The organism is Actinoplanes sp. NPDC048791, from assembly GCF_040650095.1.
GTDB lineage: Bacteria > Actinomycetota > Actinomycetes > Mycobacteriales > Micromonosporaceae > Actinoplanes.
Map to the genome: position 1 here is coordinate 1 of NZ_JBEZGQ010000024.1, position 22448 is coordinate 22448.

Here is a 22448-nt window from a genome sequence, read left to right on the forward strand (position 1 = left end):
GCGGGCGGGCCGGCCGCCGGCCGAAATCCCGCTGGCCGGGCCCGGGTGGTTCCAGGCCTACGTGCTGCGCGACCGGGACATCACCGAGCAACAGGTACGCGCAGCCGTCGCCGCCGGGGCGGGCGCGATCGTACTGACCGCTGATGCCCCGTTTGTGCACCCGCGGTCGGTGCCGCAGGCCGGTGCGCTGTCCCCGGCGACCCGGCCGGTGGACCGGGAGCAGGATCCGGCTCTCGACGCCGGCGCGATCGGCTGGCTGGCGGCGATCTCCGGCCGGCCGGTGCTGGTCAAGGGTGTGCTCGGGGCCCGGGACGCGATCGCTTGTGCCGACGCGGGCGCGGCCGGGGTGATCGTGTCCAATCACGGCGGCCGGCAGCTGGACCGGGTGGTCGCCACCGCGCGGGCGCTCGGCCCGGTTGTCGAGGCGGTCGCGGGCCGGGTGCCGGTGCTGGTGGACGGCGGCATCCGGGACGGCGGCGACGTGCTGACGGCGCTGGCGCTGGGTGCGCAGGCGGTGCTCATCGGCCGCCCGGTGCTGTGGGCCCTGGCCACCGGCGGCGCGGACGGCGTCCGCGACTGCCTGGACTACTACCGCACCGACCTGGCCCGGACGATGGCGCAGGCCGGCCTATCGACCATCAGGGACATCGACGCCGACGTGATCACCCGGCCCTGACCAAACGGCCGATCCGGAGCAGGATCAGACCGGCCGGCGACGGCGGGTCAGCACCAGCGCCATCGCACCCGTCAACACCAGGAGCATCCCCGCGCCGGCGATCCGCCCCGCCGGCGCACCCGTGATGGGCAGCCCACCGCCGGATCCACCACCGGATCCACCCGAACCACTGCCCGAGCCACCCGTGGTCAGCTTGACTTCGATCTTGGCCACGTTGTTGGTCGTCTTCTGGTCCTGCACGCCACCATCGACCGTGATCGAGCCCTCGTCCTCGTTCTCGCCGTCCTCGATCTTGGCGGTGAACGAGAACAGCTGCTGCTCCCCCTTGGCCAGCGGCTTGCTCGCCACGCACAGGTAGTCGTGGCCGCTGACCTGGCCGGGCTGGTCCCAGCTGGGGTCGCCGTCGCCGTTCGGGACGCAGTGCTTGTCCACCTTGGTCAGGGCCAGGCCGGACGGGATGCGCACTTTGGCCGCGTGGATCCACGACGTCGTGCGACCGAGCACGGTGGCCGGGCCGTCGTTGCGGAAGCCGACCTTCACCGTACGGGTGTCGCCGATCTTGCCCTCGAAGTTGTCGCCGATGGCCAAGCTGTCGGCCGGGTTGAGCGGGACCTTCACCTGGAACGAGGTCGCGTTGTCCCATTCGTTCAGCTCGCGCTGACCCGCCGCGAGGCTCCGCGCGGCCGGCACCAGCTGCAGCTTGGCGCCCGGCTTCCGGGCCGCCTTGGTCGCCGCGGCGAGGCCGGCTTCGTCGTCGTCGAGGCCCAGGGCCGCCACGCCGGCGGTGTAACTCGCCGGGCCGGGGGCAGCCACGTCGGCCGCGACGGTGAGCGGGGTCGTCGGCGACATGCCGAAGGTCGAGCCCGGCGCGAGGGTCAGGTCGAAGACGCAGACGACGCCGGGCAGGTCCTTGACCTTGACGCAGTTGCTGTAGTTGTTCGGGTACGAGATGTAGCGCGGCCCGGCCAGCGCGAGGGCGACACCCTCGGCGGCCTTGTCGCCGTTGTTGCGGACCGAGATCGGCAGCACGGCCGACTTGCCCGCGGCCAGCTCGATGTCCGGGATGCGGGCGGTCTCGAGGTCGACGCCGGCCGCTTCGCGCACCACCGTGACGGTGGTCGACTCTTTCCACGCGCCCCCGGCGTCGTGGACCACGAGGCCGATGGCGGCCCCGGTCGTGGGCAGCGCGGCGGTGGGCGTCACCGTGAGCGAGAAGGCCTTGCGGGCGCCCGGCGCGAGGTCGCCGATCGTGCACCCGGTCGCGGTGCAGCCCGGCCCGGGCTTGAAGCCGAGGCGCGGGTCGATCGCGGTGCCGGTGAGGGCGAAGTCGAGGGTCAGGCCGGTCGCCGCGGTCTCGCCCGCGTTGACGACCTCGAACGGCACGGTCTTGGTGGCGCCGCTCGTGGTGACCACCCGCTCGGGCGCCGAGATCTCGATCGTCGGCTGTTCGGCCGCGGCCTCGGCGCGTGCCGGGGTGGCCGCGCCGACGGCGGTCAGCCCGATCATGGCAAGGGGCAGCGCGAGGCGGATCGCGAGATTGTTCGGTCGTGTGGCCACCGGTCAATGCTCCACTGCGGACCGACGCGGCGCTACCCCCTGTGGAGCAAAGTGGTCTATACCTGGGCGAAGATCGGCCCGTCGGCCGGCAGGGCCGGTGCCTCGCCGCGGGCGGCGGCCCGGCGGGCGAACTCGCGCACCCCGGCCACCTGCCGCTCACCCAGCGAGAAGTCCAGGGCCCGGAAGTACGTGGCCAGCGTCGCGGCGTCGAACGGCTCCCAGCGCGCCGCGGCCTCGGCCACCTCGTCCAGCTCACCGAGGCACAGATCGCGTGAGCGCTGGAACGCCTCGTGCACCTCCTTGACCACACCCGGGTGGGCGGCGGCGAACTCCTTGCGGACCGCCCAGACGGCGAAGACCATCGGCAGGCCGGTCCACTCCTTCCACGCCTGCGCCAGGTCGATGACCTGCAGGCCGAGCTCCGGGGCCTCGTACATGGCGCGCAGGGCCGGGTCGCCGATCAGCACCGCCGCGTCGGCCTCCAGCAGCATCTGGTTGAGCTCCGGGGGGCAGCGGAAGTATTCGGGCTCGGCGCCGTACTGCTCGGCCAGCAGCATCTGGGCCAACAGCACGCCGGTCCGCGAGGTCGAGCCGAGCGCGACCGGGCGGCCGTCCAGCTCGGCGGGCGGCCGGGTGGAGACCAGGTTGACCGACAGCACCGGCCCGTCGCTGCCGACCGCGAGGTTCGGCAGCAGCAGCAGGTCGTCGGCGTTGCGCAGATATTCGACCAGCGAGATCGGGCCGATGTCCAGGTCGCCGGCGACCAGGGCGGCGTTGAGCCGGTCCGGGGTGTCCTTGTGCAGGTCGACGTCGAGCAGCGCGCCCGAGCGCATGAGGCCCCAGTAGATCGGCAGACAGTTGAGGAACTGGATGTGGCCTACCCGGGGTCGCCGGACTACGTCGCTCATGGTCCGACGCTATCTCCGGCGGGTTGCGCATGCCGGGGCTCCACCTGCGGCGAGGGACCTATCTCACGTTCGGCCCGGCGGACGACGGGTAGGCAGACGGCCACCGCGACCAGCCCGGCGAGGCCGGCCGCGGCGACCAGCGGCCGCGGCGCGAAGTGGTCGACGAGCGGCCCACCGACCAGGTAACCCACCATGCCGGCGCCCTGAACGGCGGCGCCCATCGCGGCGAACGCCCGTCCGCGGGCGGCGGCCGGCACCCGTTGGGCCATGACCACGCTGGTGAAGACGTTGATGCCGCCGTTGCAGAGGCCACCGGCGAACCAGAGGGGCACCAGCAGCAGCGCGTGCCAGACGCCGGCCCCGGCCAGCACGGCGGCGCAGGTGGCCCCGGCCAGCAGCAGCGAGATCCGCACCAGCCGTCCGGGCTGGGTCCAGCGCCGGCCGAGCCGGCCGAACAGCAGGGCGCCGGCCAGCATCCCGGCGGTCCAGGTGCCACTGACCAGGCCGAACACCGTGGTGGAAGCGCCGAGCGTCGCCCGGATGAAGAACACCTCGATGACGTTGATGGCGCCCACGCCGGCCACGACGGCCGCGATCGCCCCGACCATCACGGCGACCAACCTGTCGTCGCGCAGCCGCCAGGAGACGGGCACGGCCGCGCCGGGCCGGGCCGCGGGCGCTCTCCGGGTACGGATGAGCAGCCCGGCCACCACCAGCGACAGGTACGAGACGGCGTCCAGCAGCAGCGGCACCCGTACGCCGAACTGCCCCACCAGCACCCCGGCCAGCGCGGGCGCGATCAGCATGCCGATCAGTCCCGCCGTCTGGTTGATCCCGCTCGCCTTGGCCAGGTCCTCACGCCGGACCATCGCCGGTAGCAGCGCCGCGAGCGTGGGTTGGGTGACCGCGAGCCCGCTCGCCAGCACCGCGACCAGCGCAATGATCACCAACGAGTGCTCGGCGAAGGCCAGCGCCGTGCACACCGCGGCCTGCCCGATCCCGGCCACGATCAGCAGCTTGCGGCTGTCCACCCGGTCGGCGATCCGGCCGGTCACCGGGGCCAGCACCGCCAGCGGCAGGGCGGCGGCGAGCAGCAGCCCCGAGACGGCCACCCCACCCGCCCCGGCCTGCTGCAACGCGAGCGCAAGGGCGGTGGCCGCAAGAAAGTCACCACAGGCGCTGACACCGCGGGCGCCGGCGGCGAGGTAGACGTCACTCCAGCGCGAACCGTCAGATGTGAAGGACATACTTCGAAAATAATCCTTCACATCTGCTCAGCACAAGGGCTACTCCACCGGGAAGACGGCGTAGTGCACAGCGACCGGCCGCGCGTCCGCGGGCGCGTCCGCGATCCGCTCCCGCCGCCGGTACGGCGCCAGCACCTCCTTGACCTGCCGGTTGACCTCAGCCAACTCCTCGGCGTTGAGCAGCAGCATCGGACTCATCAACGCGCTCGCGTCCTGCCAGGTCTTCGGCTCCTCGTGCGCCCGCGCGACCCACTCCCGCAACCGGGCGAAGTCACGGTTCAGGTAGACATCGACCAGTGCCCGCTGACTGGCCCGGGTCTCCGGCTCATTGAGGTCACCGTCGACGTTGAGCCCCGACGTGGTGCTGCGCCAGACCCGTTCCCGGCCGTCCCCACGACTCGGCGCCTGCTCCACGAGCCCGTACTTGGCCAGCTCACGCAGGTGATAACTGGTCGCACTGGGCGACAGTCCGACCAGCCCGGCACACTCGGTGGCGGTGACGACCGCGCCGGTGCTGCCGAGATGCTCGATGATCGCGATCCGGGCCGGGTGCGCGAGAGCCCGCATCACCTTCGGGTCGGTGATCCGTGTGGTGGGTTGCCCGTCAGCCATGCCACCCATGATCCCGCGTCACCCGCGGCACCGACGCACCCGGGCGATCAGAGATGCCGGCGCAATTCGGCAGCGAAACGCGGCACGCCGGTGCGCTCAAGCAGCACCAGCACGCCGGGCACGCTGGTCGGCTCACGCCGGTATGAGGCGGCCTGCTGGCGCAGGACCGCCAACGTCAAACCCGGATACAGATCCAGCTGGTCGAGCAGGAACTCATCCGGATGCACGGCGACGATGTCGTACGGCTTGAGCGCCGCCTCCGGGAAGTCCTTGACGTTGAAGGTGACCAGAACGGCACTTGTGCGGTTCCTTACCGGGTCGATCTCGGGGTGGCGGTGGACTCGTACAGTCCTGCCTCCTCCCCCTCTGACGCCATCCGGTCCAGCGCTTCACGGCGTTCGGTTCGCATGCGCTCCTGGTAGGCGAGGACGTCGCGGAGCATCACCCGACGGTGCCTGCCGCGCATGGTGTACGAGATGTCGCCGTCCGTCAGGAGGCGGACCAGGGTCGGCCGCGAGATGTTGAGCAGGTCGGCCGCTTCCTGGGTGGTCAGCATCGTGTTGTGGGGGGCGATGGAGATCGCCATCCCCTGGGACAGCGCTCCCACCACGTCCCGCAGGATGCCGTACAGGTCGTCCGGGATCTCGATCTCCGTGCCGTCCGGGCCGACCAGCCGAGCTCGCGTTGGTGCCGTCACCGCGGCCAGACCTCGAGCGAAGCGGGCCATATCGGCAGGGTCTTCAGGGGGCAGCACGGTCCGTTCGCGCAGGACGCCGGTCATGGGACGAGCTTACCGCTAAACGAAAAAAACGAAAGGCGAAAATCGGTGGCCCCGGCCGGCGGGGTTGCGTATCGTGACTGGCCGCTTGACGGCCGCGGTGAGTCGACACCGCAGCGGACGTCTCCGCGCCGGACGACGGCCACCCGTTGCCGGATACGCGAGCGAGCAGCGAGCTACCGCGATAGGAATCAGCGTGCCCGCATCCGAACTCGACAACGAACTCATTTCCGAACGCCGGCATCTCAGCCAGTCCCGCGCCGCGCTGGGGCGGATGCGGGGGCGGGCCGAGTCCCTGTTCGCTTCCGGCGCTGACGTCGCCGGGGACGCCTACAGCGCTGAGACGCTCGGGCGGACCCTGTCGCGCCGGGTGGCCGAGCTGGCCGATGATCCCGACACTCCGCTCTTCTTCGGCAAGCTGGACATCGAGCAGACGGATTACCACATCGGGCGCCGGCACGTCACCGATGATTCCGGTGAGCCGATGGTGCTGGACTGGCGGGCGCCGCTGTCCCAGTCGTTCTACCGGGCCAGCGTGCGTGATCCGCAGGGTGTCGCCACCCGGCGCCGGTTCGGTTTCGTCAAGGGGGAGCTGACCAGCTTCGAGGACGAGCACCTGGACCGGGGCGAGGAGCTGGGCACCAAGAGCCGGATCCTGACCGCCGAGATCGAGCGGCCGCGCGTCGGGCCGATGCGGGACATCGTCGCCACCATCCAGCCCGAGCAGGACGAGCTGGTCCGCGCCGAGCTGGAGGATTCCATCTGTGTGCAGGGCGCGCCCGGCACCGGTAAGACGGCGGTCGGGCTGCACCGGGCCGCGTACCTGCTCTATGTGCACCGGGAGCGCTTGCGTCGCTCCGGGGTGCTGATCGTCGGCCCCAACACCGCGTTCCTGTCCTACATCTCGGCGGTGCTCCCGGCGCTCGGTGAGGTCGAGGTGCAGCAGGCCACGGTCGACGACCTGATCGCGCGGGCACCGGTACGCGGCCACGACGCCGAAGCCACCGCCCTGCTCAAGCACGATCCGCGGCTGGCCACCGTCCTGCGCAGGGCGTTGTGGAGCCGGCTGGCCAAACCGGTGGAGCCGATCATGGTGTCGGACGGCTCGTACCGCTGGCGGATCGATCCGGGACCGCTGCGGCAGATCGTGGACGAGGCGCGCCGGGAGGAGCTGCCGTACGCGGTCGGCCGGGAGCGGGTCCGGGCCCGGGTCGTCGCGCTGCTGCAACGTCAGTCGGAGTACCGCACCGGGAACTCACCGAACGAGGGCTGGCTGCGCCGGATGGGCAAGATCCCACCGGTACGCGACTTCCTGGACAACGCCTGGCCCGCGCTGACCCCCGAGGGGCTGGTCGTGGCGCTGCTCAGTGACGCCGAGCTGCTGGCCGCCGCGGCCGAGGGCATCCTCACCGAGGCGGAGCAGGAGCTGCTGCTCTGGCCCAAGGCGCCGCGCACGGTGAAGGCGGCCAAGTTCAGCGCCGCCGATCTGGTGCTGATCGACGAGGCCGCCGGGCTGCTGGAGCGTGAGCAGAGCTTCGGGCACGTGGTGGTCGACGAGGCTCAGGACCTGTCGCCGATGCAGGCGCGGGCGATCGCCCGGCGCAGTGAGCACGGCTCGATCACGCTGCTCGGCGACCTGGCTCAGGGCACCGCGCCGTGGGCCGCCGCCGATTGGCGGGACACGTTGCGGCATCTCGGTAAGCCGGACGCCGTGGTGGTGCCGCTGACGATCGGTTTCCGCGTACCCGCTGCGGTTGTGGCCCTGGCCAACCGCCTGCTGCCGGCCCTCGGGGTGGACGTGCCGGAGGCCGTCTCGCTGCGCCGCGACGGTGATCTTTCCGTCGTCGGCGTGCCGTCGGCGGCCGAGGTGGATGCCGCGATGCTGGTCGAGGTGACCGCGGCGCTGGAGCACGAGGGTTCGGTCGCGGTCATCGCGGCCGACGCGGCGGTGGACCGGCTGCGTGCGCATCTCGCGGCGGCGGGCCTGCCGGCCGCGACGCCGGACGACGTCGACTCCGAGGCGCGCTTCACGGTCGTGCCGGCCACGATCGTCAAGGGCCTGGAGTACGACCATGTGGTCGTCGTGGAACCGGCCCAGATCGTGGCGGCCGAGCCCCGCGGCCTGCACCGGCTCTACGTGGTCCTGACCCGCGCGGTGTCCCGGCTGTCCGTGGTGCACGCCGAGCCGCTGCCCGGACCGCTCAGAGCGGCTTGATCCAGCGGGACCAGTCCGGCTGGCGGTGATAGCCCCGGGCGGCCCAGATGGCGTGGGCGCCCGGGTTGTCATCGAGCACCATCGCGTCGATCCGGGTGCCGCCCAGCGCCCGGATGCGGTTCTCCGCCGCCTCGATCAGGGCCCGCCCGATGCCGTTGCGGCGGCGTTGCGGGTCGACCGCGAGGCGGTACAGGTGGCATCGCCAGCCGTCCCAGCCGGCGATGATCGTGCCGACGATCCGGTCCCCCTCGACGGCCACGATGAGCGCGTCCGGGTCCCGCAGGTGCAGCGCCGCCAGGGCACCCGGGGTGTCCGGTGGGCGACTGGCGTTCTCGGCCGCCGTCGCCCAGAACGTCAGCACCTCCCCCAGCTCGCGGGAGTCGGCGGCCCGCAGTACGAGATGGCTCACCGCGCGATGCTAAGCGAGCCGTCAGGTTTATGGCACAAAGCTCTTTGACTTTATGCGGTAAAGTTCTTTGCATGGACGCCAGAGATGACGAACTCCCGCCGGCCGACCCCGCCGAATCGCTGCGCCTGATCGCGCGGGAGCGGGCCACCACCGCCCGCCGGCTCACGCCGGATCCCCGCCTGCTGCTCTGGCCGTGGGGCCTGGCCTGGCTGATCGGCTTCGGCGTGTTCTTCCTGCGCTTCGGCCCCGACGAGCGGGTCTATGTGGACATGCCGGACTGGGTGCCCCTGACCGTGCTGCTCGGCCTCATCACGCTCGCCGGCATCACCACCGGCTTCGTCGGTGCCCGGGCCAGCCGGCAGGTCAGCGGCCCTTCCTCTCGCCAGGGCGCGATGTACGGCTTCACCTGGTCGGTCGCCTTCATCGGCATGGCCGTCCTGTTCAGCCGGATCAGCGACCTGCTGCCCGTGCCCGACGCCAACCTGCTGTGGGCCGGCGCGATGGTCGCCCTCACCGGCGCCCTGCACATGGCCGGCGGCGCGCTGTGGAACGACCGGGTCCTCTACGTCCTCGGCCTCTCGATCAGCGTCATCAACGTGGCCGGCGTCATCATCGGGCCCGGCTGGCACGCGCTGATCGTCGCCGTGTTCGGCGGCGGCGGGATGCTCGTCGCCGGGCTCATCTCCTGGCTGCGGATGCCGCGGTGAGCGCCGACCTGCCCGAGCTGGACCCGGTGATCCACGCCCAGGCCCGGCTGCGCGTCGTCTCCGCCCTGTCCACCCTCCGCGAGGCCGACCGGATCGCCTTCCCGCGGCTGCAGGACATCCTGCGGATGACCGCCGGCAACCTCTCCGTGCACCTGCGCAAGCTCGAGGACGCCGGCTACGTCGAGGTCACCAAGACCCACCAGGGCCGGACACCCACGACGCTGGTCCGCCTCACCGGGCGCGGCCGGGTCGCCTTCGAGGACTACACCGCGGCGCTGCACGCGCTGCTCAACGGCACCGCCAACCTGCAGGAGGAGTTGTGATCCTCGCCCGTGCCCTCGGCGTCAGCCGCCGCTACGGCGACGTGCTCGCCCTCGACCGGATCGACCTCGACGTGCCCGCCGGTGAGCTCGTCGGCCTGCTCGGGCCCAACGGCGCCGGCAAGAGCACCCTGGTCAGCCTCCTCACCGGGGTGCGCCGGCCCACCTCCGGCACGGTGGAGCTGTGCGGCGGCGACCCGCGCGACCCGGCGAGCCGGCGGGCGCTGGGCGTGACCCCGCAGGAGACCGGGCTGCCCGGCGCTCTGCGCGTCGGTGAGGTCGTCGACTTCGTCCGCTCCCACTTCCCCGACCCGCTGGGCCGGGCCGAGCTGCTCGACCGGTTCGGGCTGACCGACCTGGCCAAGCGGCAGACCGGCGGCCTGTCCGGCGGGCAGAAACGACGGGTCGCGGTGGCGCTGGCGTTCGTGGGCCGGCCCCGGATCGTGTTCCTCGACGAGCCGACCACTGGGCTGGACGTGGAGGCCCGGCACAGCCTGTGGGACGGCATCCGGGCGTTCCACGCCGACGGCGGCACGGTCGTGCTGACCAGTCACTACCTGGAGGAGATCGAGGCCCTGGCCCAGCGGGTGGTGGTGATCGGAGGCGGCCGGGTGCTGGCCGACGACACCGTCGCGGCGGTACGCGGCCTCGTCGCTATCCGCCGGGTCAGCCTGACTGTGCCCGTACCGCTGCCCGAGCTGCCCGGGGTGGTCGGCACCGAACGCGACGGCGACCGCACCCACCTGCTCACCGGCGACGCCGACCGGCTGGTCCGCGACCTTGTCGCCCGCGACGTGCCCTTCACCGAGCTGGAGGTACGCCCCACGTCGCTGGAAGAAGCGTTCCTCACTCTCACCTCGGCCTGAACCGGAGGTTCGGATGACATCCCTCGCCCTGACCCACGCCCGTTTCCAGCTCATCGAGACGTTCCGGATCCCGATGGCGCTCATCGGCAGCGCGTTCTTCCCGGCCGCCTCGATGATCTTCTTCGTGGTGCCGTTCGTCGGCGACGACCCGGTGTACGCCACCTACGCGACCGCGTCGATGGTCACCTTCGTGGTCATGACCAGCAATCTCTTCCAGTACGGCATCGGCGTGGCGGAGGACCGGGCCCAGCCCTGGGACCCGTACTCGCGGACCCTGCCGGCCGGCGCCGCCCCGCGTTTCGCCGGCCGCATCCTGGCCGGGCTGGTGCTGATGGGCGCCTCGCTGGTGCCGGTCGTGGTCATCGCGGCGGTGGCGACCGAGGCGACGATCACCCTGACCGGTTTCCTCACGGCGGTGGCCGTGGTGGCCGTGATCGCGGTGCCTTTCACGCTGATGGGGCTGGCCATCGGCTACTCGCTGCCGGCCAAGGCCGCGATCGTGCTGGCCCAGGTGCTGTTCTTCCCGCTGGCGTTCGGCGGTGGCCTGATGACCGCGCCCGGCAGCGCGCCGGGGTTCGTCGAGACCATCGCTCCGTACCTGCCCACCGGGGCCGCGGTGCGGCTGATGTGGGCGGCCGTCGGCGACTTCCCGGTGCAGTGGGCATCGATCGCCGCCTTGATCGCTTGGACAGCCGCCCTGGCTGGGGTGGCCGTATGGGCCTATCGACGCGACGAAGGTCGGCGGTTCAGTTGAACTTCCGACTGAGCGGCCCCGTACCTCGCATCGCGGTGTAACGATCCATCTGTCGTCCGCCGTAACCCCGAGGAGCAGGCATGAACCCACCGACCCCCGGTGTACCGAACTGGGTCGACCTGGGTACCGCCGACCTCGCGGACGCGATCCGCTTCTACACCTCGCTGTTCGGCTGGGAGGCCGAGGTGTCGGGCGAGGAGTACGGCGGATACACCACCTTCCGGCTCGACGGCCGGGCCACCGCCGGCGCCGGCCCGCTCTACGGCGAGGGCCAGCCGACCGCCTGGAGCACGTACGTGGCCACCGACGACGCGGACGAGATCGCGGCCCGGGTCGAGGCGGCCGGCGGAAAGGTGCTGGTGGCGCCGTTCGACGTCATGTACCAGGGCCGGATGGCCGCGTTCCTGGACCAGGCCGGCGCACCGTTCAGCGTCTGGCAGGCGGGCACGATGCGCGGTGCCGACATCTTCGACGTGCCCGGCGCGCTGACCTGGAACGAGCTGACCACCCGGGACCTGGAGGGCTCGGCCGCGTTCTACGGCTCGGTCTTCGGCTGGGTGGCCCGGGAGAGCTCGGTGAGCGGCATGGACTACATCGTGTGGGAACACGAGGGCCGGCAGATCGCGGGCATGCAGGCGATGGACGGCGACCGGTGGCCCGACGACCTGCCGCCACATTGGATGATCTACTTCGCGGTGGCCGACTGTGACGACTCGGCCGCGTACGCGCAGTCGCTGGGCGGCCGGATCGTGCACCCGCCGACCACCCTGCCGATCGGCCGGTACGCGGTGGTGGACGACCCGCAGGGCGGCACGTTCTCGATCCTGCAGAGCGCCTAACCGCGGACCGGCACCACGAGCGGTCCCTGCCCGCCGTCGATGACCTTGACGCGTACGCGGTAGTGCCGGGCCAGCAGTTCCTCGGTGAGCACCTCCCACGCGGTTCCGGCCGCCACCACCCGGCCGCCGGCCAGCAGCACCATCCGGTCCGCGTACTCGCCCGCGATCGACAGGTCGTGCATCGTGGCCAGCACCGTGAGGTGGCGTTCGCCGCGCAGCCGGTCGATCAGTTCGAGCACCTCCTGCTGGTGACCGATGTCGAGCGCGCTGGTCGGCTCGTCCAGCAGCAGGATGCGGGCGCCCTGGGCGAGCGCGCGGGCCAGGAAGACCCGCTGCCGTTCGCCGCCGGAGAGGGTGTCGAGCCTTCGGGTGCGCAGCCGGTCCAGGTCGAGCGCGGTCAGCACCTCCTCGACAGCGGCCAGATCGGACGCGGACTCCCGGCCCAGCGCCGGGATGTAGGGCGTGCGGCCGAGCAGCACGTAGTCGAGGACCAGCATGCCCGGCGGCACCACGGGCGACTGCGCCACGGTGGCCACGGTCCGGGCCCGTTCGCGCCGGGGCAGCCGGTCCAGCGGGGTGCCACCCAGGCCGATAGAGCCACTGAACGGCAGCAGACCGCCGACGGCCCGCAGGACCGTGGACTTGCCCGCGCCGTTCGGGCCGATGATCGTGACCCACTCCCCCGCGGCCACGTCCAGATCGACGCCGTCGACGATGACCGAGCCGCCCAGCCGGACCCGCAGGTCCCGCACGCTGATCATGAGACCCCGCCGACACCGCTGCGGCGCAGCACCAGCGCGAAGAACGGTGCACCCAGAAACGCGGTCACCACGCCGATCGGGATCTCGGCCGGGCTGGCCACCGTCCGCGCGACCAGATCGGTCAGGGCCAGGAACGCACCGCCGAACAGCACCGACAGCGGCAGGATCGACCGGTAGCTCGGTCCGGCCAGCAACCGCAGGGTGTGCGGCACGATGATCCCCACGAAACCGATCAGCCCCGACACCGACACCGCGGCCGCCGTGCCCAGCGAGGCGGCTGCGATCAGCAGGTAGCGGCTGCGCTGCGGGTGCAGGCCCAGGCTGGTCGCCTCCTCGTCGCCGACGGTCAGCACGTCCAGCTCACGGCGCTGGGACAGCACGATCGCGGCGGTGATCGCCGCGTACGGCAGCACCAGCAACACGTCGTGCCAGCCCGCGGTGGCCAGCCGGCCGAGCAGCCAGGAGTAGACCTCGCGCAGCGCCTCGATGTGCCGTTGCAGCAGGAACGTCTGGGCCGCCGCCAGGAACGCCGACACGGCCACGCCGGAGAGAATGAGCGTGGCCGGAGTCCGCGACCGGCCGCCGGCGCCGCCGAGCACCCAGGTCAGGGCGACGGCGACGGTGGCACCCACGAAGGCGGCGAGCGGGACCCCGATCGGCAGATCCGCGGTGGCATCACCGGCTGCCGGCCGGAACGCGATGACCACCGTCACCCCGAGCCCGGCGCCGGCCGCGACCCCGAGCAGGTGCGGATCGGCCAGCGGGTTGCGGAAGACGCCCTGGTACGCGGCTCCGGCCAGGGCGAGCAGGGCGCCGACGAGCAGGCCCAGGACGACCCGGGGCAGGCGGAGCTCGGTGACGATCGCCGTCTCGCGCAGGCTCAGGCCGCTGTGGATCCGTACCCCTGGAATCAAGTCGAGCAACGCGGCCGCGACCCCGGCCGGCGGCAGCGCGACCGGCCCGAAGGCCACTCCGGCGACCAGGGCGACCAGCACCGCGAGCACCCCGCCGGCCAGCCAGCCGGGCCGCAGGCCGGCCGGCCGCGGCAAATCGGTCACGCGCTGCCCACCTTCCGCATGCCGGTCACGCGGGGACCTTGGCCACCGCATCGGCGACGGCCCGGACCAGGTCGACCACGCGCGGACCCCACCGCGACGCGACGTCGTCGTCCAGGGCCACGATCCGGCCCTGCCGCACCGCGGTGATCTGCGACCAGCCCTTGCGCTGCTGCACCGTCGCCGCGGACTGGCCGCAGCACTTGGTGTCGGCCAGGAAGATCAGGTCCGGGTCGGCTGCGACGAGCGCCTCCGGGGAGAGCTGCGGATAGCCGTTCTTGCTGCCGTCGGGATCGGCGGCGTCCGCGACGTTGGTGAGCCCGAACGGCGCGAGCAGCGAGCCGATGAAGGTCTTGGAGGTCGCGGAGTAGAACGTCTGGTCGATCTCGTAGTAGTAGCTGAGCGGATCCTTCCGGGGCGGCACCTCTTTGACGATCTTGTCGATCTCCGTCCGCATCCGCTGCACCAGCGCGGCCGACTCGTCCCGGTGCCCGGTCAGCGCGCCGAGCTGGTCGATCTGCCGGTAGGAGTCGTCGATCACCTTGGCCGCCGGGGCGAGCAGCACCGGGATCTTGAGCTTGCCCAGCTGGTCGACGATCTTCTCCAGGTCGTCGGAGACCACCACCAGGTCGGGGTTCCGCGCGGCGATCGCCTCGGTGTTCGGCTTGAAGCCGGACAGGTCGGTGCGGGGCGCCTCGGCCGGATAGGTCGACTGGTCGTCAACCGCCACCACCTGCGGGCCGGCGCCGATGGCGAAGAGCATCTCGGTCGCGGTCGGGGCGAGCGAGACGATCCGGGCTGGCCGCTCGGTCAGGGTCACCGACCCGACCGTGACCGGGAAGGCGGCGCTCGAGGCGGCCGGTTTCCCCTCGTCCTCGGCACCACCGCCGCAGCCGGCGAGCAGCAGGGCGGTGACCGCGATCGCGGCCGTCACAAGTCGTCTCATTCTGGTCCTCCTGTCGGCCGAGGCTGCGGTGCTTCGCCGACCGGAGGAGCAGAGCCCGGTCCGCGAGGCGCCCCTCCCCGGGAGCGCTGAATCGCGACCGGCGCCCAGGCGACCTGGCTTCACCCACGCCGCGCGGGCGAGGGCTCACAGTTGCGGGACAGCGCCGGAATCCCACCGGCTTCGCTGTGACGCGGTCCTGTCGAAACTAGCCCAGGCACCGGCGGCCGGACGAACAGACCCGTCAGCTCAGCGGCCAGATCCGGGCCAGGAGGCGGCCGTCCACGGCGTCCTGCGGGATCGTGCCCAGCTGGCGCGAGTCCTGGGAGACCAGCCGGTGATCACCGAGCACGAACAGCTCGCCGGCCGGGACGGTCACCGGTGCGCCGCAGTCGCCCGTGCTGGCGGCACTCTCCAGGTAGGGCTCGTCGAGGGCGGTGCCGTCCCGGTACACGCGGCCGGCCCGGCATTCGATGGTGTCGCCGGGCAGGCCGATCACGCGCTTGAGCATGGGTGCGCCCGGCCGCAACGGGCTGTCGAACTCGACGATGTCGCCGTGCCGGATGCCGGTCAGCCGGAAGCTCACCTTGTCGACCACAAAACGGTCCTGGACCCGTACGGTCGGCTCCATCGAGCCGCTCGGCATGTACCGGGGGGTGAGCACGAACTGGTTGACGACGACCGCCACGGGCACCATCAGGACGATCGCTGATACGGCTGCGCGCTGGAGGCGTACCCCTCTGGGCAGGGTCTTGATCCTCGCCCGGCGCTCGTGCCACACCGCGCGCAGGCCGCCCGCGGCCCAGCGCACTGCCTCCCAGCCGCCGGTCGTCTGGTCGAACTCGGCCAGGGCCGCCTCGCCCCACGGACCGCCCCGGGCCCGGCGCCCCCGCACCGCCGCGACCAGGACCGCCCGCGCCGCCCGGCGCATCACGCTTTCCTCGGCACGAAGGCCGCAGCCGGGCCGGGCTTCTTGCGCGCCGCGGCGGCCAGGCGTTCCCGGGCCAGGACGATGCCGTCGGTGGTCAGCCGGTAGGTGTGCCGCGGCGGCCGGCCGGGCTCGTCGGAGGCCTCCCAGCCGGTGTCGAGCAGCTGCTGGGCGGAGAGCCGCATCAGGATCGGGTAGAGGGTGCCGGACGCGAGCCCGGTCTCGCGGCTCAGGTCGTAGCCGTAGCGCCAGCGGGCCGGCTCGGCGAGCAGCGCCTCGAAGAGCCGCAGCGTCTGCGGCGAGGCGTGGGGAGGTCGGGGCATGGCGGAAAGTCTACATAACTAGACTTACTCCGGCTACCTGCCCAGCCCTAGAGCTGGGCAGGTGGCCGGCCACATCCGATCAGCAGTACGTGGACTGCTTACCGATCACCTTGTACGGGCAGTCCGCCGCCTCGGCCAGCAGCAACGCGGCCTCCTTGTTGCGGCTGGTCTCCCGGGTGATCACGCTGGCGGGCGGGTAGAAGCCGCCGGCCGACGAACTGGTCGGGTACAGCTCGAAGGTGTACGCGAAGATCTTGTGCGTGCCCCAGAGCCAGTCCAGCGAGTCCCCGTCGGTGATGTAGAGATCACTCGACTGCTGCGGGGTGTACCGGTTGGTCGCCGCCATCTGCCGGCCCAGCGTCGCGAACGTGTTGTTCTGGTCCACGCTCATCCCCGTACCGGTGTTGGCGGTGGTGTGCCCGAACGGCCACAGCACCAGCTCCGAGTACGTGTGGAAGTCCATCGCGGCCTTGATCTGCTGCACGCCGCCGACGACCCGGCTGTTGACGAAGTCGCGGATCACCTTCGTCTCGGGCGCCGAGAACGCCGCCGGGCCCCGGTACGTGTCCGAGGACGTGCTGCCGGACGAGCCGCCGCAGCAGCCCCAGCGGTAGCCGTAGTTGCGGTTCAGGTCCGTGCCGACGTACGAGGAACCGGAGTTCGGCTGGCGGTTCTTGCGCCATGAGCGGTAGCTGCCGGTGGCGACGTCGTACTCGGCGCCGTCCGGGTTGACCGACGGGACGATCCAGATCTCGCGGCTGTTCACCACGTTACGGATCCGGGTGTCGCTCGCGTAGTTGTCCGCGTACAGGTGCAGCAGGTAGATCGCCATCTCCACGGTGAGGTGCTCACGGGCGTGGTGGTTGGCGTCGTACAGCACCTCGGGCTCGGCCTCGTCGGTGCCGACGTTGTCGGACAGCTTGACCGCCACGATGTCGCGGCCCTCATAGGTCTTGCCCAGCACCCGCTTGCTGGCGATGGCCGGGTACCGCGCCACGATGGCGTTCACCTCGGCGACCATCTCGGCGTAGTTGTGGTAAGCCGCGTCGCGGGACGGGAAGTCGAAGGTGGACACGTCACCGCCGGGCACCGCGGTCGCGGCGGGCTTGACCGTGAAGCCGAGCGCCCGCAGCGCCTTGACCTCGCGACCGGTGGCGGTGATCTCGACGATCGAGTGCTCCATGCCGTCGATCGCCGCGCCGGTGCCCGCGATGGCATTGCGCTGGGCGAGCGTGCGCACGTCGTAGACCTCGTACGGGGCCGCGGTGTCCGCCGCGCGCGGGACCGCGGTGGCGGCCGGCGCGATGGCGGGGGAAGCGGCGATCAGGGCCAGGCCGGCGGTGACCGCGGCGACCAGGCCGGTGACGCGTCGTCGTCTCATGAACGACCTCCGGGGGGTGTCAGAGGGGGTTCGGGCCCCGTCACTGCACCACCCGGCATCGACATTTGGCAATGGAATCGAGCGCCGCGAGACCATGCCAATGTGCCCCCTACGTCGACATGATGACCGCATCACTGTCGCGCACACCGACCACGCGGGGTGCCCGATCAGCGGAAATCGCCGACCTCAGGCCTTGCTGTCGCCGTTGGCCGCGGCTGTCCCTCAATCTTCCTGAGTGGATGGTGTCGCGCGGTCGCCGGCGGCCGCTGCCGCCTCGTCGCCGGCCAGGGCCGCGCGCAACCGGGCCTTCTCGGCCTGGCGGCGCTCGGCCACCGTGCCGAGCTGCTCGGCCATCTCGTTGCGCCACTTCGCCAGCAGGAAGTAGGAGAACCCGGCCGACGCCAGCAACGCGATCATGGCCTTGACCAGGAAGGCCAGCGGGACCGGCAGCAGCAGCGCGAAGACGACCACGAACAGGCCCAGGCGGCCGAGCGTGTACTTGACGGCGGGACTCATGACGACTCCTGTCAGCCCGCACGGTGGCTGAGCCACCGCAGGCCGTAGAACCAGACCAGGCAGTAGACCACCGTCAGGCCGAGCGCACCCGCCGCGCCGCTGACCAGCGGCGGGAACGTCGCGGCGGCCAGGCCGGCGAGGGTCATGCCGACCGCGACGCCGAAGCCGGCCGCGAGGGCCGCCACCACGATCCGGTACGCGCCGTAGCCGGCCGCGCGAAACTCCTCGGTGAACAGCCACACCGGCAGGATCAGTGCGAGCCAGCCGCTGGACGAGCCGAAGTCGAAGGCCCGGGCCAGCGACATGACGCCCTCGAAGAGGAGCAGCACGACGATCCCGGTGACCCAGCCGGCGAGGGCGACACCCAGCAGATCACCGACGGTCACCAGGCGTCCGTCGGCGTCGCGACGCGGGCGGCGCTCACTCTTGGTTTCGGCCATGACAACAACGAGGGTACGCCGGGAGGGTCCCGCCGCTACGCCCAGACCTGCTGCGGCTCGCTGCGGCGCTCGGCCAGCGACACCGGACGGTCGTACTCGCGGACGATCTCGTAGCGGGTGTTGCGCTCGACCGGCTGGAAACCCGCGTCCCAGATGATGTTCAGCAGGTCGTCACGGTGCATCGTGGTCGGTGTGCCGTACGAGTCGGCGTCGTGGGTGATCTTGTATTCGACCACCGAGCCGTCCAGGTCGTCGGCGCCGAAGTTCAGCGACAGCTGGGCCACCGACAGGCCGTGCATGACCCAGAAGTTCTTCAGGTGCGGCACGTTGTCGAACATCAGCCGGGACACCGCGAACGTGCGCAGCGACTCGGCCGGCGCCGCCATCGTGGTCTGCGCCTGGATCCGGTTGCGGATCTTGCCGTCCGCCGAGTCGACGAAGTCGTGCTGGTAGCGCAGCGGGATGAAGACGGCGAAACCGCCGGTCTCGTCCTGCAGCTCGCGCAGGCGCATCACGTGGTCGACCCGGTGCCGCGGTTCCTCGATGTGGCCGTACAGCATGGTCGCCGGGGTCTTCATGCCCTTTTCGTGGGCCAGCCGGTGGATCCGGGACCAGTCCTCCCAGTGGCAGTTGTGGTCGACGATGTGCTGGCGGATCTCCCAGTCGAAGATCTCCGCACCGCCGCCGGTGAGGGACTCGAGGCCGGCGTCCATCAGCTCGTCGAGGATCTCGCTGGCGGGCAGGCCGCTGATCTTCTCGAACCACTGGACCTCGGTGGCCGTGAAGCATTTGAGCTTGACGCCGGGCAGCGCCGCCTTCAGCTCGCGCAGCACCTTGGGGTAGTACCGCCAGGGCAGCGTGGGGTGCAGGCCGTTGACGATGTGCAGCTCGGTGAGCCCCTCGCCCTCCATCTCCTTGGCCTTGCGCACGGCCTCGTCGATGCGCATCGTGTACGCGTCCTTCTCGCCCGGCTTGCGCTGGAAGGAGCAGTACGCGCAGCTGGCGGAACAGACGTTGGTGAGGTTGAGGTGCCGGTTGACGTTGAACATCACCCGGTCGCCGTTGAGCTCGGTGCGCTTGTGGTGGGCCAGCCGGCCGAGCCAGGCGAGATCGTCGGACTCGTAGAGCGCGACGCCGTCCTCGCGGGTCAGCCGCTCACCCGCGTAGACCTTGGCCTCCAGCTCGCGCTTCAGCCCCACGTCCATCTGCGGCATGTCCGCCCCCTTCACCGTCAACTCGTGGTCGAGCGTACGTCCTTGTTTCCGCGGATCGACGTCCGGCGGCTTCGGGGCGGCGCGGATCACGTCGTCGGACTTACGATTCACAGCGTCCTGTCATGTCCAATCAATCGACATCGGTGCCTTGGTTGGGGTATGACCTTTAGAGGGACGCCATGCGGGTGGTGGGCGACGGCCGCGGATGGGGAGCGCATGTCGATGAGCCGGCAGTACGGAAGCGGACGAACGCTACGGATACGCCCATGGTGGCGTCCGTTGGCTTACTCCGCCGCGACTGCCGCCGCCATCGCCGCTCTGTTCAACCCGCTGCCCGCCTCCGCCGCCCCGCCGGCCGCACCGCCGGCGCCCGCCGTTCCCGACGCCGGTTCCCGGCCCCTGGCCCAGGGCTCGCTCGTGCTGCCCGGCCAGCAGGTGCCCACGACACCGACCACGACGGCACCGATCACCACCCCCGGCGTGGCCCTGACGCCGGTGATGCAGAAGATCGAGAAGGGCCGTACCGAGCTCGCAGCCCTCGGCGAGCGGCTCACCAAGGCCAAGGACGAGGTCGACCTCACGACCCAGCAGGCCGCCGCCGCGGACCAGAAGGTGACCCAGTCCTCCGCCGCGGTGTCCCAGGCCCGCACCGAGGTCGCCAACGCCGCGGCTGCCGCGGTCCGGGACGCGGCCGCCCTGCCGCCCGGCTCGATCGGCTCCGGCCTGTCGGACCTCGACTCGCTGGCCCGGATCAACCGCGGCGACTCCGCGACCCAGCAGGCCGCCAGCCGCCAGCTCACCATCGCCGAGACCATCTACAACGCGGCGCTCACCGAGCAGCAGGCCGCGCAGACGCGGCTCACCACGTTCACGGCCGACCGCGACAAGCTGCAGAAAGACGTCGACAAGAAGTCGGCCGCCCAGCAGAAGCTCGAGCAGGACAACGCGGCCGCCATCGCCGCGGCGGACAGCGCCCAGGCAGCCCAGGACGCCCAGGCCGGCGCCGGCTACCTGGCCGGGGAGAACGCCGGCCGCGGCGCCGACCCGCGGGCCATGGCGGCACTGCGCTTCGCCCTGGCCCAGCGCGGCGACCCGTACGTGTGGTCCGAGGAAGGCCCGGACGAGTACGACTGCTCCGGCCTGATGTGGGCCGCCTACCGCTCCCCGGGCGCCGGCGACTTCAAGCTGACCCGGGTGTCCCGCGACCAGTACTTCCAGACCCGCGAACGCGTCGTCGACCGCTACTCCCTGCTCCCGGGCGACCTGCTCTTCTTCAGCTCGTCGAGCAGCTGGCAGCAGATCCACCACGTCGCGATGTACGCGGGCAACGGCATGATGGTCGAGGCGCCGCGCACGGGCCTCAACGTGCGCCTCGTCCCGGTCCGCTGGACCCGCCTCTTCGGCGCGACCCGCATCTACGGCTCCATCGAAGGCACCGTGCAGGGCCCCAACCTGGGCTCGCCGGACCCGGAGAAGCCGAGCGACCACAACCCGAAGCCGACCACCAAGCCCACGACCAAACCGCCGACGACGAAGCCGACCACGCCGTCGACCAAGCCCACGACGCCGTCGACCAAGCCGACCACCCCGTCGACCAAGCCCACGACCCCGTCGACCAAGCCGACCACTCCGGCGGCGACCCCGACGACCGAGGAGCCGGCGACCACACCGCCCACCACGGCCGCGCCGGTCACCACGACCCCGTCGGAGGACAAGCCGGCATCACCCGAGGGCTCGGCGGAGAACTCACCGACGAAGGCCGACAGCCCCGCGGCGACCAAGTCGACCTCCGCCGCGTCCACCACCGGCGAAGCGTCGAAGTCGTCCGGCTCCTAGCGCACCCGGCCCCCGCCAGTCATGATCTTCAAGCGGCGACGGGCCGACGCCGGGTGCGCTCATGAGCGCTGATGTGGCACGGTAGTTACCAAGCGCCCGGCAATCGGTCTGCCCGGCGTCCGGCACGTGGCGTCGGCACGCGGGTGACGGCGATCGGGAGGACCCATGGACGAGCAGCAGGCGAAACCGGACAGCGACGGCAGGACGCCGCCCGCTGCGCGGCCGCCCGCGAGCAGCGCCGGGCCGAAGAGCGAGCAGGGGTACGAGCTGCCCCCGCCGCCGGCACCGGGCGCGCTGTGGGCCCCGGCGTCCGGTACTGACGCGTCGAAGTCGCCGTCCTCGGGCGGTGCGTCGAGCGCTCGGGCCTCGGCGTCCGCGCCGGTCAGTGCGGCTCCGGTCAGTGCGGCTCCGGTCAGTGGTCCTAGCAGTGGGCGGGCTTCGGTTTCCGGCTCCGCCTCCGTTTCCGGCTCTGCCCCTGTTTCCGGCTCCGCCTCTGTTTCCGGCAGCCCGAGCGGCTCGGCCGGTTCGTCGGCTTCGGCCGGCTCGTCGACCGCGCCGAGCTCCAGTGGCTCTCCGGCCGGGTCGGGCTCTGCCGCCGTGTCCACCAGCTCTGCCAGCGGCCTGGGCGGCGCCACGCGGCCCGTGTCGGTCGCGCCGAGCGCCAACGCGGCACGCGCCACCGTGCCCGGCGCCATCGACCCCGCCGGCGCCCGGGCCACCACCTGGCCCAGCGGGCAGGCCAAGATCTACGGCCGTACCGCGGACAAGCCCAGCACCGACGGCGCCAAGGACGACTCCGGTACACCGAACGCCGCCGCTCAGCCGAGCACGATCGACAAGCAGAGCGCCGGCGCGAAGTCGGACGCCGCTTCCAAGCCGGATATTTCCGACAAGGTCGCGTCGCCCGAGGATGGCGCAGAGAAGGCCAGCGGGGATAAAGCAGGCGCGGTCAGCTGGATGAGCGTCGGCGACCGCCCCCGCCAGCCCACCTCGGGCACCACCGGCCGCTCCGCCACCGCCGACAAGCCCGCCACGAAGCCGCAGAGCACAGCCCCCGGCACGGATGGGCCCGACGCGGCCCCCGCCAGCCCGGCCCTGTCGAGCCCGGCCCCGTCCAGCCCGGACCCCTCCGGACCTGACCCCTCCCGCCCGGACCCCGCTCT

General features: G+C 71.8%; 24 protein-coding genes, 2 pseudogenes and 1 riboswitch. Of the genes and pseudogenes, 9 read left to right on the plus strand and 17 right to left on the minus strand.

Annotated features, from left to right (window positions below):
• On the plus strand, nucleotides 1-676 hold a 676-nt coding region (locus AB0C29_RS03940; RefSeq protein ID WP_360814750.1), incomplete at its 5' end, for an alpha-hydroxy acid oxidase.
• 24 nt (nucleotides 677-700) lie between these two features.
• Here the strand turns inward: AB0C29_RS03940 and AB0C29_RS03945 are convergent.
• From AB0C29_RS03945 to AB0C29_RS03970, 6 genes are all read right to left on the minus strand, one after another.
• Nucleotides 701-2233 (minus strand): hypothetical protein, encoded by a 1533-nt coding sequence (locus AB0C29_RS03945; RefSeq protein WP_360814753.1) that lies wholly within the window; start codon nucleotides 2231-2233, stop codon nucleotides 701-703.
• A gap of 56 nt (nucleotides 2234-2289) precedes the next feature.
• Complete coding sequence (locus AB0C29_RS03950) at nucleotides 2290-3141, minus strand: menaquinone biosynthesis protein (RefSeq protein WP_360550863.1); 852 nt, start codon at nucleotides 3139-3141, stop codon at nucleotides 2290-2292.
• Nucleotides 3138-4388, minus strand: a complete 1251-nt coding sequence (locus AB0C29_RS03955; protein WP_360814755.1) for an MFS transporter — start codon at nucleotides 4386-4388, stop codon at nucleotides 3138-3140. Before AB0C29_RS03955 ends, AB0C29_RS03950 begins: the two co-directional genes overlap by 4 nt.
• A 39-nt stretch (nucleotides 4389-4427) precedes the next feature.
• Nucleotides 4428-5000 carry a helix-turn-helix domain-containing protein gene (locus AB0C29_RS03960; RefSeq protein WP_360814758.1) on the minus strand — a complete coding sequence of 191 codons (573 nt, stop codon included), beginning with the start codon at nucleotides 4998-5000 and terminating at the stop codon, nucleotides 4428-4430.
• A gap of 47 nt (nucleotides 5001-5047) precedes the next feature.
• Complete coding sequence (locus AB0C29_RS03965; RefSeq protein WP_360814761.1) at nucleotides 5048-5227, minus strand: hypothetical protein; 180 nt, start codon at nucleotides 5225-5227, stop codon at nucleotides 5048-5050.
• An 83-nt stretch (nucleotides 5228-5310) separates the two neighbouring features.
• Nucleotides 5311-5781 (minus strand): helix-turn-helix domain-containing protein, encoded by a 471-nt coding sequence (locus tag AB0C29_RS03970; RefSeq protein ID WP_360814764.1) that lies wholly within the window; start codon nucleotides 5779-5781, stop codon nucleotides 5311-5313.
• Between the two features lie 193 nt (nucleotides 5782-5974).
• Between AB0C29_RS03970 and AB0C29_RS03975 the strand changes: the two genes are divergently transcribed.
• The gene (locus tag AB0C29_RS03975; RefSeq protein WP_360814767.1) at nucleotides 5975-7993 is read left to right on the plus strand and encodes an AAA family ATPase; all 2019 of its coding nucleotides are present in this window, start codon (nucleotides 5975-5977) and stop codon (nucleotides 7991-7993) included.
• Here the strand turns inward: AB0C29_RS03975 and AB0C29_RS03980 are convergent.
• Entirely contained in the window at nucleotides 7980-8402 is a 423-nt protein-coding gene (locus tag AB0C29_RS03980; protein ID WP_360550851.1) for a GNAT family N-acetyltransferase, read from the minus strand. The genes AB0C29_RS03975 and AB0C29_RS03980 overlap by 14 nt on opposite strands.
• Before the next feature lie 71 nt (nucleotides 8403-8473).
• Here AB0C29_RS03980 and AB0C29_RS03985 point away from each other — a divergent pair, with 71 nt between their 5' ends.
• From AB0C29_RS03985 to AB0C29_RS04005, 5 genes are all read left to right on the plus strand, one after another.
• Nucleotides 8474-9109: a transporter gene (locus AB0C29_RS03985; RefSeq protein ID WP_360814770.1), complete on the plus strand. Its 636-nt coding sequence runs from the start codon at nucleotides 8474-8476 to the stop codon at nucleotides 9107-9109.
• Nucleotides 9106-9432, plus strand: coding sequence for a transcriptional regulator (locus AB0C29_RS03990; RefSeq protein ID WP_360550847.1), 327 nt, complete (start codon nucleotides 9106-9108; stop codon nucleotides 9430-9432). Before AB0C29_RS03985 ends, AB0C29_RS03990 begins: the two co-directional genes overlap by 4 nt.
• Nucleotides 9429-10295, plus strand: a complete 867-nt coding sequence (locus AB0C29_RS03995) for an ABC transporter ATP-binding protein (RefSeq protein ID WP_360814773.1) — start codon at nucleotides 9429-9431, stop codon at nucleotides 10293-10295. The genes AB0C29_RS03990 and AB0C29_RS03995 overlap by 4 nt, the downstream gene beginning before the upstream one ends.
• Nucleotides 10296-10308: 13 nt before the next feature.
• Nucleotides 10309-11049: an ABC transporter permease gene (locus AB0C29_RS04000; RefSeq protein ID WP_360550843.1), complete on the plus strand. Its 741-nt coding sequence runs from the start codon at nucleotides 10309-10311 to the stop codon at nucleotides 11047-11049.
• An 80-nt stretch (nucleotides 11050-11129) separates the two neighbouring features.
• Nucleotides 11130-11888 carry a VOC family protein gene (locus AB0C29_RS04005; protein WP_360814776.1) on the plus strand — a complete coding sequence of 253 codons (759 nt, stop codon included), beginning with the start codon at nucleotides 11130-11132 and terminating at the stop codon, nucleotides 11886-11888.
• Here AB0C29_RS04005 and AB0C29_RS04010 read toward each other — a convergent pair.
• The 9 genes and pseudogenes from AB0C29_RS04010 to mqnE all read right to left on the minus strand — a co-directional run bounded on the left by AB0C29_RS04010 (nucleotide 11885) and on the right by mqnE (nucleotide 19440).
• Nucleotides 11885-12649, minus strand: coding sequence for an ABC transporter ATP-binding protein (locus AB0C29_RS04010; protein ID WP_360814779.1), 765 nt, complete (start codon nucleotides 12647-12649; stop codon nucleotides 11885-11887). The two genes, AB0C29_RS04005 and AB0C29_RS04010, sit on opposite strands and share 4 nt — an antisense overlap.
• Nucleotides 12646-13707 (minus strand): iron ABC transporter permease, encoded by a 1062-nt coding sequence (locus AB0C29_RS04015; RefSeq protein ID WP_360814782.1) that lies wholly within the window; start codon nucleotides 13705-13707, stop codon nucleotides 12646-12648. Before AB0C29_RS04015 ends, AB0C29_RS04010 begins: the two co-directional genes overlap by 4 nt.
• 25 nt (nucleotides 13708-13732) lie before the next feature.
• On the minus strand, nucleotides 13733-14650 hold the full coding sequence (locus AB0C29_RS04020; protein ID WP_360814785.1) for an ABC transporter substrate-binding protein: 918 nt from the start codon (nucleotides 14648-14650) through the stop codon (nucleotides 13733-13735).
• A 112-nt stretch (nucleotides 14651-14762) separates the two neighbouring features.
• Nucleotides 14763-14829: riboswitch (cobalamin riboswitch) on the minus strand.
• A gap of 62 nt (nucleotides 14830-14891) precedes the next feature.
• Complete coding sequence (gene lepB / locus AB0C29_RS04025; RefSeq protein WP_360814788.1) at nucleotides 14892-15578, minus strand: signal peptidase I; 687 nt, start codon at nucleotides 15576-15578, stop codon at nucleotides 14892-14894.
• Nucleotides 15578-15898: a PadR family transcriptional regulator gene (locus AB0C29_RS04030; RefSeq protein WP_360814791.1), complete on the minus strand. Its 321-nt coding sequence runs from the start codon at nucleotides 15896-15898 to the stop codon at nucleotides 15578-15580. The genes lepB and AB0C29_RS04030 overlap by 1 nt, the downstream gene beginning before the upstream one ends.
• 82 nt (nucleotides 15899-15980) lie before the next feature.
• A pseudogene (locus tag AB0C29_RS04035) lies at nucleotides 15981-17279 on the minus strand (M14 family metallopeptidase); the annotation flags it as partial.
• Nucleotides 17280-17501: 222 nt separating this feature from the next.
• Nucleotides 17502-17795: a DUF4229 domain-containing protein gene (locus AB0C29_RS04040; protein WP_360814794.1), complete on the minus strand. Its 294-nt coding sequence runs from the start codon at nucleotides 17793-17795 to the stop codon at nucleotides 17502-17504.
• An 11-nt stretch (nucleotides 17796-17806) separates the two neighbouring features.
• Nucleotides 17807-18235: a hypothetical protein gene (locus tag AB0C29_RS04045; protein WP_360814797.1), complete on the minus strand. Its 429-nt coding sequence runs from the start codon at nucleotides 18233-18235 to the stop codon at nucleotides 17807-17809.
• A gap of 35 nt (nucleotides 18236-18270) precedes the next feature.
• Nucleotides 18271-19440 carry an aminofutalosine synthase MqnE gene (gene mqnE, locus AB0C29_RS04050; RefSeq protein ID WP_360814806.1) on the minus strand — a complete coding sequence of 390 codons (1170 nt, stop codon included), beginning with the start codon at nucleotides 19438-19440 and terminating at the stop codon, nucleotides 18271-18273.
• Nucleotides 19441-19728: 288 nt separating this feature from the next.
• Here mqnE and AB0C29_RS04055 point away from each other — a divergent pair, with 288 nt between their 5' ends.
• Nucleotides 19729-21285, plus strand: a complete 1557-nt coding sequence (locus tag AB0C29_RS04055; protein ID WP_360814800.1) for an NlpC/P60 family protein — start codon at nucleotides 19729-19731, stop codon at nucleotides 21283-21285.
• A 59-nt stretch (nucleotides 21286-21344) separates the two neighbouring features.
• On the opposite strand, the gene AB0C29_RS04060 is transcribed toward AB0C29_RS04055, so the two are convergent.
• Nucleotides 21345-21890: a hypothetical protein gene (locus AB0C29_RS04060; protein ID WP_360814803.1), complete on the minus strand. Its 546-nt coding sequence runs from the start codon at nucleotides 21888-21890 to the stop codon at nucleotides 21345-21347.
• On the opposite strand from AB0C29_RS04060, the pseudogene AB0C29_RS04065 reads away from it, so the two are divergent.
• Nucleotides 21883-22448 (plus strand): annotated as a pseudogene (locus tag AB0C29_RS04065) (hypothetical protein); the annotation flags it as partial. The gene AB0C29_RS04060 and the pseudogene AB0C29_RS04065 overlap by 8 nt on opposite strands.

Bases quoted from the DNA above. Each gene is read 5' to 3' on its own strand.
- AB0C29_RS04020 (WP_360814785.1), bottom strand. From the start codon at position 14,650: ATGAGACGACTTGTGACGGCCGCGATCGCGGTCACCGCCCTGCTGCTC.
- AB0C29_RS04005 (WP_360814776.1), top strand. From the start codon at position 11,130: ATGAACCCACCGACCCCCGGTGTACCGAACTGGGTCGACCTGGGTACC.
- AB0C29_RS03970 (WP_360814764.1), bottom strand. From the start codon at position 5,781: ATGACCGGCGTCCTGCGCGAACGGACCGTGCTGCCCCCTGAAGACCCT.
- AB0C29_RS03950 (WP_360550863.1), bottom strand. From the start codon at position 3,141: ATGAGCGACGTAGTCCGGCGACCCCGGGTAGGCCACATCCAGTTCCTC.
- AB0C29_RS04000 (WP_360550843.1), top strand. From the start codon at position 10,309: ATGACATCCCTCGCCCTGACCCACGCCCGTTTCCAGCTCATCGAGACG.
- AB0C29_RS04010 (WP_360814779.1), bottom strand. From the start codon at position 12,649: ATGATCAGCGTGCGGGACCTGCGGGTCCGGCTGGGCGGCTCGGTCATC.
- mqnE (WP_360814806.1), bottom strand. From the start codon at position 19,440: ATGGACGTGGGGCTGAAGCGCGAGCTGGAGGCCAAGGTCTACGCGGGT.
- AB0C29_RS03960 (WP_360814758.1), bottom strand. From the start codon at position 5,000: ATGGCTGACGGGCAACCCACCACACGGATCACCGACCCGAAGGTGATG.
- AB0C29_RS03985 (WP_360814770.1), top strand. From the start codon at position 8,474: ATGGACGCCAGAGATGACGAACTCCCGCCGGCCGACCCCGCCGAATCG.
- AB0C29_RS03955 (WP_360814755.1), bottom strand. From the start codon at position 4,388: ATGTCCTTCACATCTGACGGTTCGCGCTGGAGTGACGTCTACCTCGCC.
- AB0C29_RS04030 (WP_360814791.1), bottom strand. From the start codon at position 15,898: ATGCCCCGACCTCCCCACGCCTCGCCGCAGACGCTGCGGCTCTTCGAG.
- AB0C29_RS04040 (WP_360814794.1), bottom strand. From the start codon at position 17,795: ATGAGTCCCGCCGTCAAGTACACGCTCGGCCGCCTGGGCCTGTTCGTG.
- lepB (WP_360814788.1), bottom strand. From the start codon at position 15,578: ATGCGCCGGGCGGCGCGGGCGGTCCTGGTCGCGGCGGTGCGGGGGCGC.
- AB0C29_RS04045 (WP_360814797.1), bottom strand. From the start codon at position 18,235: ATGGCCGAAACCAAGAGTGAGCGCCGCCCGCGTCGCGACGCCGACGGA.